This window comes from Amycolatopsis sp. CA-230715, from assembly GCF_018736145.1.
Classification (GTDB): Bacteria; Actinomycetota; Actinomycetes; order Mycobacteriales; family Pseudonocardiaceae; genus Amycolatopsis.
The window spans coordinates 9,661,128-9,673,440 of record NZ_CP059997.1 but is presented as its reverse complement, the minus strand read 5'-3'; the positions used below and the strand labels follow the sequence as shown (position 1 = coordinate 9,673,440).

General features: G+C 70.3%; 11 protein-coding genes. 3 read left to right on the top strand and 8 right to left on the bottom strand.

What is annotated here, in order from left to right; genetic code table 11:
• From dapA to HUW46_RS44635, 4 genes are all read right to left on the bottom strand, one after another.
• Entirely contained in the window at nucleotides 1-945 is a 945-nt protein-coding gene (dapA, locus tag HUW46_RS44650) for a 4-hydroxy-tetrahydrodipicolinate synthase (protein WP_215544677.1), read from the bottom strand.
• Nucleotides 946-957: 12 nt separating this feature from the next.
• Entirely contained in the window at nucleotides 958-1,632 is a 675-nt protein-coding gene (locus HUW46_RS44645) for a GntR family transcriptional regulator (protein WP_215544676.1), read from the bottom strand.
• Nucleotides 1,614-3,038, bottom strand: coding sequence for a fumarylacetoacetate hydrolase family protein (locus HUW46_RS44640; RefSeq protein ID WP_215544675.1), 1,425 nt, complete (start codon nucleotides 3,036-3,038; stop codon nucleotides 1,614-1,616). Before HUW46_RS44640 ends, HUW46_RS44645 begins: the two co-directional genes overlap by 19 nt.
• A gap of 119 nt (nucleotides 3,039-3,157) precedes the next feature.
• On the bottom strand, nucleotides 3,158-4,594 hold the full coding sequence (locus tag HUW46_RS44635; RefSeq protein ID WP_215544674.1) for an aldehyde dehydrogenase family protein: 1,437 nt from the start codon (nucleotides 4,592-4,594) through the stop codon (nucleotides 3,158-3,160).
• 164 nt (nucleotides 4,595-4,758) lie between these two features.
• Between HUW46_RS44635 and HUW46_RS44630 the strand changes: the two genes are divergently transcribed.
• A complete protein-coding gene (locus HUW46_RS44630; protein ID WP_215544673.1) occupies nucleotides 4,759-6,249 on the top strand; it encodes a GMC family oxidoreductase in 1,491 nt (496 codons plus the stop codon).
• Here HUW46_RS44630 and HUW46_RS44625 read toward each other — a convergent pair.
• From HUW46_RS44625 to HUW46_RS44615, 3 genes are read right to left on the bottom strand one after another with little or no spacing between them, the layout of a single operon-like run.
• Nucleotides 6,185-7,123: an alpha/beta hydrolase gene (locus HUW46_RS44625; RefSeq protein WP_215544672.1), complete on the bottom strand. Its 939-nt coding sequence runs from the start codon at nucleotides 7,121-7,123 to the stop codon at nucleotides 6,185-6,187. The genes HUW46_RS44630 and HUW46_RS44625 overlap by 65 nt on opposite strands.
• Nucleotides 7,120-8,073, bottom strand: coding sequence for an aldo/keto reductase (locus HUW46_RS44620; RefSeq protein WP_215544671.1), 954 nt, complete (start codon nucleotides 8,071-8,073; stop codon nucleotides 7,120-7,122). Before HUW46_RS44620 ends, HUW46_RS44625 begins: the two co-directional genes overlap by 4 nt.
• 8 nt (nucleotides 8,074-8,081) lie before the next feature.
• Nucleotides 8,082-9,185 carry a zinc-binding dehydrogenase gene (locus HUW46_RS44615; protein ID WP_215550487.1) on the bottom strand — a complete coding sequence of 368 codons (1,104 nt, stop codon included), beginning with the start codon at nucleotides 9,183-9,185 and terminating at the stop codon, nucleotides 8,082-8,084.
• A 54-nt stretch (nucleotides 9,186-9,239) separates the two neighbouring features.
• Between HUW46_RS44615 and HUW46_RS44610 the strand changes: the two genes are divergently transcribed.
• Nucleotides 9,240-10,586, top strand: coding sequence for an amidohydrolase (locus tag HUW46_RS44610; protein ID WP_254125574.1), 1,347 nt, complete (start codon nucleotides 9,240-9,242; stop codon nucleotides 10,584-10,586).
• On the opposite strand, the gene HUW46_RS44605 is transcribed toward HUW46_RS44610, so the two are convergent.
• Complete coding sequence (locus tag HUW46_RS44605) at nucleotides 10,579-11,286, bottom strand: SDR family NAD(P)-dependent oxidoreductase (protein ID WP_215544670.1); 708 nt, start codon at nucleotides 11,284-11,286, stop codon at nucleotides 10,579-10,581. The two genes, HUW46_RS44610 and HUW46_RS44605, sit on opposite strands and share 8 nt — an antisense overlap.
• Nucleotides 11,287-11,336: 50 nt before the next feature.
• Here HUW46_RS44605 and HUW46_RS44600 point away from each other — a divergent pair, with 50 nt between their 5' ends.
• Nucleotides 11,337-12,284, top strand: coding sequence for an aldo/keto reductase (locus HUW46_RS44600; RefSeq protein ID WP_215544669.1), 948 nt, complete (start codon nucleotides 11,337-11,339; stop codon nucleotides 12,282-12,284).
• Nucleotides 12,285-12,313 lie beyond the last annotated feature (29 nt).

Here is a 12,313-nt window from a genome sequence, read left to right as displayed (position 1 = left end):
CTATTTTCCTTCCACGGTGAAGCCTTCGGTGGCCGTCAGGAATCGTTCGCCCTCGGCCATCAGGTCCTTGATCTTGGCGATGCCGGTGTCGGTCGGGGTGATCAGCGGCGGCCGCACGAAACCGGATCCGATCAGCCCGCGCTGTTCGAGCACCCACTTCCCGGGCGCGGGGTTGGTTTCCACGAACAGCAGGTCCACCAGCGGGTGCAGCCCGTAGTGGATTTCCCTTGCGCGGGCGTGGTTTCCCGACTGCCACGCCTCGTACATCTCCGCGCAGGCGGCCGGCGCGATGTTCGCCGTCGCGCTGACGAAACCGGCACCGCCGAGCGCGAGCAGCGGCAGGCACAGCAGCTCGATGCCGGACCACACGAGCAGGTCCTCGCCACACAGGTGCAGCACACGCGAGAAGTGCTCGAAGTCCTTTGTGGTCTCTTTGACGCCGACGAAGTTGTCCAGCTCGCGGAACAGCCGCGCCACCGTCTCCGGCGCGATGTCCACCGCGGTCCGGCTCGGCACGTTGTAGGCCACGATCGGCAGGTCGGGGAACTCGAGGGCGACCGTGCGGTACCAGGAGTAGAGCGCTTCCTGCGTCGGGCGGGCGTAGTACGGCGTGATCACCAGTGCGGCGTCGGCACCCGCGTCCCGCGCGGCCGCGGTGAGTTCGAGCGTCTCGTCCAGTTTGGCCGAACCGGTACCGGGCAGGAACGGGACGCGGTCGTCGACCTCGGCGGCGACGATCCGGATCGCTTCGGCTCGTTCGGCGATGGTCTGCGCGCCGGGTTCACCGGTGGAGCCGCCGATCGAAATACCGTGCGAGCCCGCGGAAAGCTGCCAGCGCACCAGGTTCACCAGACCGGCGCGGTCGAGCTCGCCGTCGGCGGTGAACGGTGTCATCAACGGCGCGATCGAGCCCTTGACGGACCGGGGGTCCGACCGGAATCGCATGGGGTTCCCTCCCTAGCTGTGACGTTCGGCCTGGTACGCGAGGAAAGCGTCCAGTGTGGCCAGCCGGTGCTCCCGCACGGCCTGTTCGACTTCGTTCGGGGGCGCACCCTGTTCGAGGAGCGCGAGTATGCGTTCGTGCTCGCGCACCGACTCGTGCGCGCGGCCGGGCACGAAGCTGAACGTCGACGTGCGCAGCCCGCTCAGCCGGTTCCAGCCGCGGTTGACCAGGTCGAGCACCTGCGGGTTCGGGCAGGCGTCGAACAGTGCCCAGTGGAACTCGCGGTTGAGCGAGGTGAACCGCTTCGGTTCGAAGTCGTCGAGGCACGCGGTCAGTTCGGCGTTGAGCTTCTTCGCCGTGGCGATCCGCTTCGGGGGCAACGGCACGGCGAGCGCGGTCGCGTACCCTTCGACGAGCGCGAGGGTCTGCATCGTGTGCTGGTACTCGATTTCGTCCACCATCGCGACCTGCGCGCCGACGTTGCGCTCGAAGGTCACCAGCCCTTCGGCTTCGAGCAGCCGGATCGCTTCGCGCACCGGCACCGCGCTCACGCCCAGCTCCTGCGCGATCTGCCCGAGCACCAGGCGGTAACCGGGGGAGAAGGTGCCGTCGCCGATACGGGCTTTGATCCACTGGTAGGCGAGCTGGGACTTGCTCAGCGCGTGCGAGTTCACCGCCTCGTGAGCCATGCGGCGTACCTCGCCTTCCACTCTTCGTTCATCGGGTACAGGCCTTCGACCCGTTCACCCGCGGCCACCTGCTCGGCGATGAAGGTCTCCTGCAGCTCCTGCTCGATCGCCGCGTCGACCACCTCTTCGACCAGCGGCGGCGGGATCACCAGCACGCCGTCCGCGTCCCCGACCACGACGTCGCCCGGTTGCACCGCGGCGCCGCCGCAGGCGATCGAAACGTCGACCTCCCACGGCACGTGCCGCCTGCCGAGCACCGCGGGATGGGCTCCGGAGTGGTAGGTCGGGATGCCCAGCGCGGTGACCGCGTCGACATCGCGGACGCCGCCGTCGGTCACGATCCCCGCCGCGCCGCGCACCTTGGCGCGCAGGGCGAGGATGTCGCCGACCGTCCCGGTCCCGTGCTCGCCGCGCGCCTCCATCACCAGCACGTCCCCGGAATCCAGCGAGTCGAACGCGCGCTTCTGCGCGTTGTATCCGCCGCCGTGCGCGCGGAAGAGGTCTTCGCGGTAGGGCAGGTAGCGCAGGGTGCGCGCCCGGCCGACCAGCCTGGCGCCCGGTGTGGTCGAAACGAGCCCGTCGACGGAAACGTCGTTGTAGCCGCGTTTGCGCAGCTGCGCGGAAAGGGTGGCGGTGCCGACGCTGGTCAGCCGCCGCTTGAGGTCCTCGGTCAGTTCGAAGGCCGGCGTGCCGTAAGCCTCCGCGCGCTGCCGCCCGTCGACCCTCGGCAAGGCGCCGTACTGTCCGAACGGGACGGTCCCGTCGACGATCGGGGTGACCAGGCGGCCCGTCGTGTGGCCATTGCCGTCGACCTCGACCTCCACGATGTCGCCCGGCCGGACGACGGACGCGCCCGCCGGGGTCCCGGTCAGGATCACGTCACCCGGTTCGAGCGTCATGAGCTGGGAAAGATCGGCCACCAGCCGCCCGAACCCGAACAGCAGGCCCGCGGTGGTGTCCTCCTGGGCCAGCTCGCCGTTGACCCAGGTGCGCACGCGCAGCGCTTCGGGGTCGAGTTCGCGGGCGGGCAGCACCGACGGGCCGAGCGGAGTGAACCCGTCGCCGCCCTTGGCGCGCAGGTTGGAACCCCGGTCGGCGTAGCGGAGATCGTAGACGCCGAAGTCGTTCGCGGCGGTCACCCCGGAGACGTGCGCCCAGCCGTTTTCGGGGCTGACGCGGCGGGTGCGCTTCCCGATGATCAGCGCGATCTCGCCCTCGAACCCGAGCAGCTCGGTGCCCTTCGGGCGTTCGAGCGCGTCCCCGCTCGCCGCGACCGAGGTCGGCGGCTTGAGGAAGTACGACGGGTGCGTGGGTGTGCGCCCGCGCTGCGCCGCCCGCGAGGGGTAGTTGAGATGCAGCGCGACGATCTTGCCCGGCCGTCGCGGCACGTCGGAATCGGTGGTCATACGTGACTTCCTGCCTGGTCAGCTCGGAACATATCACAAATCATATACGATCAACGGTCGCCTGGCGCGGTGAGCCCGGCCACCACGAACGCGGTCGGCCGGTTCCACCCCGCATGGTCCTAGGCCCCGTAGTGCAGCCAGACGGACTTGGTCTCGGTGTAGGCGTCGATCGCCCACGGGCCCATTTCGCGGCCCCAGCCGGACGCCTTGTAGCCGCCCCACGGCGCCGCCATGTCCGGCACCGGCGGCATGTTGACGAACACCGCGCCCGCCCTGATCCCGTTCGCGAACCGTTGTGCCGTACCGATGTCCCGCGTCCAGACCGTCGCCGCGAGCCCGTACTCGGTGTCGTTGGCGCGCGCCAGCACCTCGTCGCCGTCGTCGTAGGAGGTCACGGCCAGCACCGGGCCGAAGATCTCTTCGCGCATGATCGTCATCTCGTCGGTGACCCCGGCGAAGAGGGTGGGGGAGTAGAAGTAGCCCTCGCGGTCGACGGCGGTGCCGCCGGTGACGAGTTCCGCGCCCTGCTCGCGGCCGATCGAAACGAGTACGTCGACGTGTTCGCGGTGCTTGGCCGACACCAGCGGGCCGAGCTGGGTCCCCTCGTCGATACCGGGCCCGATCTGCAGGTCCTCCAACCCGCGGGCGAGCTTGTCGACGAACTCTTGCTCGCGCTTGCGGTCCACGTAGAACCGCGTGTAGGCGGCGCACACCTGACCGGTGTTGAGGGTCGCGCCCGCCAGGTTCCCGGCGACCGCGGCGTCGATGTCGGCGTCGGCGGCGATCACGCTGGGTGCCTTCCCCCCGAGTTCGAGGGTGAGCCGCTTGAGGTTGGATTCCGCGCTGGCCGCCGTGATGAGCTTCCCGACCGCGGTGGATCCGGTGTAGGACAGGTGATCGACGTCGGGGTGCGTGCTCAGCATCGCGCCGACCTCGCCGTCGCCGGTGACAAGGTTGACGACCCCGGGCGGGATCCCGGCCTCGGCCGCCAGCTCCACGAGCCGGATCGCGGTCAGCGGGGTGACCTCGCTCGGTTTGACCACCACGGTGTTGCCGGTCGCGAGCGCGGGCGCGAGCTTCCAGACCAGGATCATCAGCGGGAAGTTCCACGGCAGCACGAGCGCGTTCACCCCGACCGGTTCGCGGCGCGTGTAGTGCAGGGTCTCGGGAAACGAGACGGGGTTCGTGGTGCCCTGGATCTTGGTGACCCAGCCCGCGAAGTAGCGAAGGTGCTCGGCCGCGCCGGTGACGCTGACCTGGCGGGAGACCCCGATCGGCTGGCCCTGGTCGCGGGTTTCCAGCGCGGCCAGCTCCTCGTGGTGCTTGTCAACGAGATCCGCGAGCCGGAACAGGAGCGCGGCGCGCTGTACCGGGAGCAGGCCCGCCCATTCCGGTGCGTCGAGTGCGCGCCTCGCGGCGTAGACGGCGGAGTCCACGTCGACGGCCGACGCGGTACCCACCTCCTCGATCACCTTGCCGGTGGCGGGATCGAAGGTGGGGATGGCGCCACCGCGCGCGGCGGTCCACTGGCCGTCGATGAACAGGCGTGTGGCCATTCCCGTGCTCCTTGGCGGTCTTGGGCGTTCCCCGGACCGGGAGGCCCGTGTGTGATCGAGTATCCGGTGCCGCGCGTGCGGCGGTCTTGTCCGGCAGGGCACGCCGATTGACGGCCAGCGAAGGGATTCCGGCGCCGGTGCCGCCGTCTTGCCAGGGTGGGGCCATGGACGTGATCGTGGTGGGTGCGGGTTCGGCGGGTTCGGTCGTCGCCAGGCGGCTCGTCGACGCGGGTGCGCTGGTGACGCTGATCGAGGCGGGCGGTGCGGACACGAATCCGGCCATCCACGATCCTTCGCGCGCGGGGGAACTGTGGCACGGTCCCGAGGACTGGGACTACTACACGGTGCCGCAGGAGCACGCGGCGAACCGCAGGCTGCACCTGCCGAGGGGCAAGGTGCTCGGCGGATCGCACTCGCTCAACGCGATGATCTGGGTCCGCGGCGCGCCGCGGGACTACGACGACTGGGGCCTGCCGGGCTGGGCGTGGCAGGACGTGCGGCCGGTGTTCGAGCGCATCGAGTCCGAACTGCTCGAAATCGCGCGCAACGAACCGCTCCACCCGATCCAGCAGTCCATTGTGGAGGCCGCGGTCCAGACCGGTGTCCCGTACAACCCGGACTACCACGGTGATCGGCTCGACGGGGTCTCGGTGCAGCAGGTGACCTTGCGCGACAAGCGCAGGCTCAACACCTGGCTCGCCTACGCCGATCCGGTCACGGACCGGATGACCGTCCACACGGGAGCGACCGTGCACCGGGTCCTGTTCGACGGCACCCGCGCGGTCGGGGTGGCCGTCGAAATCGGTGGCAGGGTGGAGCGGCTCTCGGCCGACCACGTGGTGCTCGCCGCGGGAGCGCTGGCGTCTCCCGCGATCCTGCTGCGAAGCGGGGTCGGACCGGCCGACGATCTCGCGGCGCTGGGGATCGACGTCGTCGCGGATCTGCCCGGAGTCGGTGAGAACCTGCACGACCACCTCCTCTCCCCGGTCATCTTCGCCACCGACCACCGCGAGGTGGCGCCCCCGTCACCCGGCCGTTCGGTGACGCAGACCCACCTGTTCTGGCGCAGCCGTCCCGGTCTCGCCGTGCCCGACACCCAGCCCATCCACTTCAGCGTGCCGATGTACGAGTCGTGGATGACCGGCCCGGACACCGGGTTCTCGCTCATGGCCGGCATGGTTTCACCGGAAAGCAGGGGAAGCCTGCGGCTGTCCGGACCCGAACCAGACGACGAGCCGTTGATCGACCTCGCCGCGCTGGCCGAACCGGCCGACTTCGAAAGCCTGGTCGCCTCCGTCGAGCAGTGCCGCGAAATCGGCAGGGCGCCCGCGCTCGCGGAATGGGGCGCGCGCGAGCTGTACCCCGGTCCGGCGCGCGATATCCGCGACTACGTCCGGCAGACCGCCATCACCTACCACCACCAGGTCGGCACGTGCCGGATGGGCACGGACGCGCTCGCCGTCGTCGATCCAGGGCTCGCGGTGCACGGCCTGTCCGGGCTGCACGTGGCGGACGCGTCGGTCCTGCCGAGGGTCACCACCGGCAACACCAACGCGCCCGCGGTGCTCGTCGGCGAACGCGCCGCTCAGTTCATTGTGGATGGTCGAGAACGCGGCGAAGCCACGAACTCCTCGCCGCCAGCGCGGCCGCGGTGACCTCGCTGTGCGGTGCGATCCGGTCGAACCCGTGGTAGGCGCCCGCCCACACGTGCAGTTCGGCCGGCACGCCCGCCTGCCAGAGCGTGTCGGCGTAGGCGATGTCCTCGTCGCGGAAGATCTCCGCGGCACCGACCTCGATGAACGCGGGCGGCAGTCCGGAAAGGTCGATCGCCCGCGACGGCGCGGCGTAAGCGGATGCCGTGCCGTCGAGCAGAGAGCGCCAGCCGAAGCCGTTGGCGGCGCGGCTCCACACGCCGCGCGTCGCGTACTCCACAGTGGACGGTGAGTCGTTGCGGTCGTCGATCATCGGGCACAGCAGGAGCTGCCCGGCCAGTGCGGGACCGCCGCGATCGCGGGCGAGCAGAGCGACACCCGCACTGAGCCCGCCGCCCGCGCTGCCGCCGCCGACGATGAGCTTCGCGGGGTCGAAGCCGAGTTCGGCCGCGTTCTCCGCCATCCAGACCAGGCCCGCGTAGCAGTCTTCGAGCGGTACCGGATGCGGGTGCTCCGGCGCGAGCCGGTATTCGACGGTCACCGCGACGAACCCGAACTCCTCCACCAGCGGGACCAGCCGCGGCAGATCGGCGAACCGGTCGTCCATCACCATGCCGCCGCCGTGGATGTTGTAGAACCCGGGCGCGCCGGGCCGCGGCTGCTTCGGCCGCAGGACCGTCACGGTGACACCGGTGCCCGGTACGGTGCGGTCCTCCCAGTCGATTTCCCGCTCTCCGACGGCTTCCGCACAGGTGGGGTTCTCCGCGCGTACCGCTTCGCGGACGGCGGGCAGCGTCTCGGCGGTCAGCGGCGGACCGCTCGGCAGCGCCCGCAGCGCCTCGGTCAGTTCGGGGTCGAACCCGTCCCGGCCGGTCACGGCCCCTCCGGGTCGACGACGTCCCGATCGGCCCACAGTGGACGGACGAGTTCGCGCAGCCGGTCGGCGCCGACCCGGTCGAGCAGGTCCACCGCGCCGAGGTTCTCCTGGAGCTGGGCGGTGCTGGTCGCGCCGAACAACGTCGTGGTGTGCGCGGGATGGGTGAGGGTGAAGGCGAGGCAGAGCTGCGCCGGTGTCGCGTCCAGCTCGGTCGCGATGCGCTCGACCTCGGGGGCCGACGCGGTGATGGCCGCGCGGACACCGCCGGGATCGCGCCCGATCTGCCGTCCCGATTTGCCCAGCAACAGCCCGCCTTCGAAGATGTCCGAGGACTGCAGCGTCACCCCGAGTTCGCCGAAGACGGTCGCGAACGGCGCACCGTCCGGAATGGACCGCCGGGCGACGCTGTGCTTCAACTGCGCGATGGCGGGTCCCGGCAGGCCGTCGGCCTTCGCGAAGTCGTGCACGGCGCGGACGGTGGTGGCCGACCAGTTGTTCACGCCCCACTGCCGCAGCAGCCCGGCATCGCGCAACGCGGCGAGGTCGCGGACCAGCGCGCGCAGGTCGGTGTCGTCGCGGCGCAGATCGCCGAGGATGACCAGGTCCGCGTGCTCGACACCGGCGCGGAACAACGCGTTTTCCAGCTGGGGCCGCAGTTCCCGCTCGGGATAGCCCTCCAGCCACAGCTTCGACGACAGCAGGTAGTCCTCGCGCCGGAGGCCCGCCGCGCGGACCATCGCGGAGAACAGCACGTCGGTGAACACCGGGGTGGCGCCGGGCAGGCCGTACACGCCGACGTCGAACAGCGTGATCCCGGCGTCCACGGCGGTGCGCAGCATGCGCACGGCCTCGCCGAAGTCCATCCGGTCGTAGGTGTGCCACGAGCCGAGCGACAGCACACCGGTGAGCGGGCCGTGCTCGCCGATGCGGCGCTGGGGGAGTGCGGGCATGGTGCTCCTCAGGGCAGACGGGGGTCGACGACGGCTTTCAGCTCGTCGAAACGGGACATGGATTCGATGCGCGCGGAGGCGCCGGAAAGGCCGACCGGTTCGCTGAACAGGTCGCCCCACGGCATCCGGTCGGCGAAGGCGCGGAAGAACTCCACCGAGCGGTGGTAGTCGGAGATGTCGCCGTTGAGCGAGCCGACGACGGTGAGCTCCTTGCCCATCACGGTGCCCAGCGGCACGAGCGAAGGCTGGGGGCCGGTCGACCCGACGACCGCGAGCGTTCCCCGCTGTGCGGCGAAGGCGACCGCTTCCGTGCCGATCGTTGGGCCGCCCGCGAAATCGAAGACATGATCGGCGCCGCGCCCGCCGGTCAGCTCGCGCACCTGCTCGATCCGCTCCTGCGCGTCGGAGGTGAGCGAAACCGTCGCGGTGGCGCCGAACCGCTTCGCGACCGCCAACCTGCTGTCGGGTCCGCCGACGGTGATGACGGCGGCGGCACCGGAGATCCGGGCGACCGCGGTGGCGAACACGCCGAGCGCGCCGGAGCCCTGGATGACCACGGTCGAGCCGGGCCGGATGCCGCCTGCCCTGTCGATCGCGCGCAGCACGGTCTTGCCAGCGCACCCGGACATCGAAGCCAAGGTGTCGCCGACATCGGCGGGCAGCAGCAGCTTCGCCGCGCCGGGTGTCACGTAGCAGTGCCGCGCCAAACCGCCGGTGGCGTACGGGAACCGGTCGGCGCGCTGCAGGAAGCCGTAGCCGCGGTGTTCGCATGCTACGGGCTCGCGCAGGATCGCGCAGCCATGGCACCGCCCGCAGGTCGACTCCGACCAGCCGATGCGCTCGCCTGCGGTGATTTCGCGCCCGAACACGTCCGTGGTCCCGGGACCGGTCGCGAGCACCTCTCCGACCATTTCGTGGCCGAGCACCATCGGCAGCATCCCGGGAAAGGTCATCTGGCCCGACCACAGGTGCACATCGGTGCCGCACAACGTCGCGCAGGTCAGGCCGACGAGCGCGGCGCCCGGTTCGAGTTCGCGGGGCAGGGGTAGCTCGCGCAGGTCCAGCGCGGCGTTGTGCGCGGTGAGGACCGCTGCTTCGGTGTTCGCGGGAATCGGCATGGGCTGCCTTTCCACTCTCGCCGGTGCGGGGCTTTTTAGTCTACAGTCGTGGAAGAAAAAGTCCAGATCTGGGAGGAAAGCATGGTGGGACAAGGAAAACCGCCCGCTTCGCTGGTGGTTCGGGGCGGCACCGTGCTGACCTTCGACGGGCGGGGAACCGTGGCGAGCGCGTTCGCGGTCAACGGCGGGCGGATCGTCGCGATCGGCGACGACATCTCCGCGTATGTCGGTCAGGAGACCGACGTGCTGGAGCTGGCCGGGCGGACCGTCCTGCCCGGCATCAACGACGCGCACCTGCACGCGGCGTGGCTCGGCGCGCGGTGGCCGCACACGATCATCGAAGACGACGGGTTCGCCGAGGGGGAGGAGGCCCCGATGACGAACCTGGCGGAACGCAGGGAGGCGATCCTGCGCGCGGGCGAACTCTGCGCGTCGCTCGGGATCACCAGTTACACCGAGCCGGGGCTCGGTCCTGGCGAGACGGGATGCTTCTCGCCGGAGGTGCTGGAAGAGTACGCGGCGCTCGCGCGCGAAGGCCGGTTGCGGGCCCGTGTCACGGTTTTGCGGTTGTTCGGCCTGCTCGACGGCCGGAGTTCGCTGGAAGACTTCGAACGCGGTTTGGCCACGCCCGTGCCGGAATCGGACCGCGCGTGGCTCGACGTGAGCGGGGTCAAGATCTTTGCCGACGGGATCGCGCCGATGTGCACCGCGTGGACGCACCACGGTTACCACGACGGCTCCCACGGTTCGCTGCTCGTCGACGGCGAGGACGACGAGGATCGCGCGCGGAAGCTGGCGGAAATGATCTCGCTGGCGCACGCGGCGGGATTGTCCGTCGGCGTGCACGCCACCGGTGATCGCAGCATCGAAGCCGCACTCGCGCGTTTGCGCCGCGGCGACCACATCGTGCACGGAGATCTCGTCACCCCGGCGCAGCTGACTAGGATGGCGTCGGCCGGAGTCGGCCTGACCACCCAGCCCGCCATCGCGGCGGCGATGGGTGGCGCGCTCGTGGGGGTGCTGGGTGCCGACGTCGCCGCGAAAGCCTGGCCACTGCGCGAAATGCTGGACTCCGGGGTGGTGCTCACGTTGAGCAGCGACGCGCCGGTGGTCACGCCGGACTGGCGCGTGCACGTCGCGGCGGCGGCGAAGCTGCTCGGGGTCCGGGGGCCGGATCCGGAGCTGATGACCCGCCTGCTCCGGTGCTACACCGCCGAAGCCGCGGTGCAGGACGGGGCGGCGGGCTGGAAGGGAACGCTGGAACGCGGCAAGGTCGCCGATTTCGTCGTGCTCGCTTCGAATCCGCTCGACGCCGATCCCGCTGCCCTGCCCGGGATCGGTGTCGAAGCCACGTTCACCGGTGGCCGGTGTGTCCACTCCGGACTTCTCAGGTGAGGAGCTGACCGCCGTCGACGGGAATGCTGGCGCCGGTGATGTGCGCGGCGTTCTCGGATGCGAGGAAGACGACCGCGGGGGCGACGTCCGTGACGGAGGCGATGGTGCCGAGCGGGATCCGCGATTCCCAAGCCCGCCTCGCCGCGGGGTCGGCGGTGAGGCCCGCGGTCATCGGTGTGTGCACGGGACCGGGCGCGACCGCGTTCACGCGGATGCCGTGCGGGGCCAGTTCGATCGCGGCGGACCGGGTGAGGGCTTCGACCGCGGCCTTGGTGGCTTCGTAGTGGCCGAGGCCCGGCGTCGGCTGGCGCGCACCGATCGACGAGATGTTCACGATCGCTCCACGCGTTTCCGAGGCGATCATGTGCGCGCCGACTGCCCGCGTCATCAGGAACGTGCCGCGGAAGTTCACCCGCACGCACTGGTCGAACACGTCGACGTCCAGGTCGACGAGGGGACCGCCGCCGCCGACGAGGCCGGCGTTGTTCACCAGCACGTCGATCGTGCCGATCTCGCGCACGGCTTCGCGGACGGAATCCGCGTCGGAGATGTCGAGTTCCCGGTACTCCGCGCCGAATCCCGCGTCGCCGGAAACGTCGGCGACGATCACCCGGTCGCCTGCCGCCAGGAAGGTCTCCGCGACGCCGCGGCCGATCCCGCTCGAGCCACCGGTTACCACGATCGTTCTGTCGGTTTTCATTCTACGATCGTAGACTAAAGCCCTCTTTTGGTGCCAGGAAAGGAAACATTATGACCGGAAAGCACGCCGCGCCGCTCGGGGTCACCACCTCGCTGCTCGGCCTCGGCTCGTGGAACACGTGGGACAGGATGGCCTTCGACGACGCCGTGGGCCTGATCAGGTCGGCGGTGGACGCGGGCATCACGTTGTTCGACGTCGCGCACTACGACATGGGCCCGCACGCGGAAGGGTCCCGCACCGACCTGATCTTCGCCGAAGCGATGCGCGCGGCGGGGATCGGCCGCGACGAGTACCAGCTGTGCGGGAAGCTCTGGCTCTGGGACTACCCGCGAACGGGCTTCGCGCAGCAGCTCGACACGGCGTTGGCGCGGGCCGGGGTCGACCGGGCGGATCTCGTGGTGGTCGGCGACTACCGCGAGCGCCCCGATGTGCCGCGGATCGTCACCGACGTCGCCGAGCAGATCCGGTGCGGGCGGTTCGACGGCTGGGGCGTGAACAACTGGCTCGCCGCGGACCTGGACACCGCACTCGAGTTCGCCGCGCGCGAAGGGCTCCCGGCGCCAGGCTTCGCCCAGCTGAAGTACAGCGTGGCCCGGCGCTCGATGGCCGAAGGCCCTTTCTACGGAAAGCACTTCGCGGCAGGACGGCTGGCGCTGCAAGCCTCCGACATCTTCGAAGGCGGCGTGCTGCTGGGAAACCGGACTCCTGGACGCAAGATCGGCGCCGACGTGGGTGGAATTCGGGACTCTATTGTGGACACTGCGGACGAACTGGGCCGGGTCGCCGCCGAGTTCGGCGTGAGCAGCGCGCAGCTCGCGATCGCGTTTTGTCTTGCGTACGAACCGGTCGCGAATGTCCTTTTCGGAGTGAGTAGCGTTCGGCAGCTTGCCGACAACCTGGGCGCGCCGCGGCTGGCGGCCGAGCACGGTGCGGAGGTGAGGGCCGCCGTCGAGTGCCTGTGGCTCGACCGCGCGGTCAACCCCGACGGAAGCTGGTGATCGCGGACGTCCCTGAGGCGGTCCTGACC

Excerpts from the sequence above, each read along its gene's own strand:
- HUW46_RS44600 (WP_215544669.1), top strand. The coding sequence starts at position 11,337 with ATGACCGGAAAGCACGCCGCGCCGCTCGGGGTCACCACCTCGCTGCTC.
- HUW46_RS44645 (WP_215544676.1), bottom strand. The coding sequence starts at position 1,632 with ATGGCTCACGAGGCGGTGAACTCGCACGCGCTGAGCAAGTCCCAGCTC.
- HUW46_RS44620 (WP_215544671.1), bottom strand. The coding sequence starts at position 8,073 with ATGCCCGCACTCCCCCAGCGCCGCATCGGCGAGCACGGCCCGCTCACC.
- HUW46_RS44635 (WP_215544674.1), bottom strand. The coding sequence starts at position 4,594 with ATGGCCACACGCCTGTTCATCGACGGCCAGTGGACCGCCGCGCGCGGT.
- dapA (WP_215544677.1), bottom strand. The coding sequence starts at position 945 with ATGCGATTCCGGTCGGACCCCCGGTCCGTCAAGGGCTCGATCGCGCCG.
- HUW46_RS44605 (WP_215544670.1), bottom strand. The coding sequence starts at position 11,286 with ATGAAAACCGACAGAACGATCGTGGTAACCGGTGGCTCGAGCGGGATC.
- HUW46_RS44630 (WP_215544673.1), top strand. The coding sequence starts at position 4,759 with ATGGACGTGATCGTGGTGGGTGCGGGTTCGGCGGGTTCGGTCGTCGCC.
- HUW46_RS44640 (WP_215544675.1), bottom strand. The coding sequence starts at position 3,038 with ATGACCACCGATTCCGACGTGCCGCGACGGCCGGGCAAGATCGTCGCG.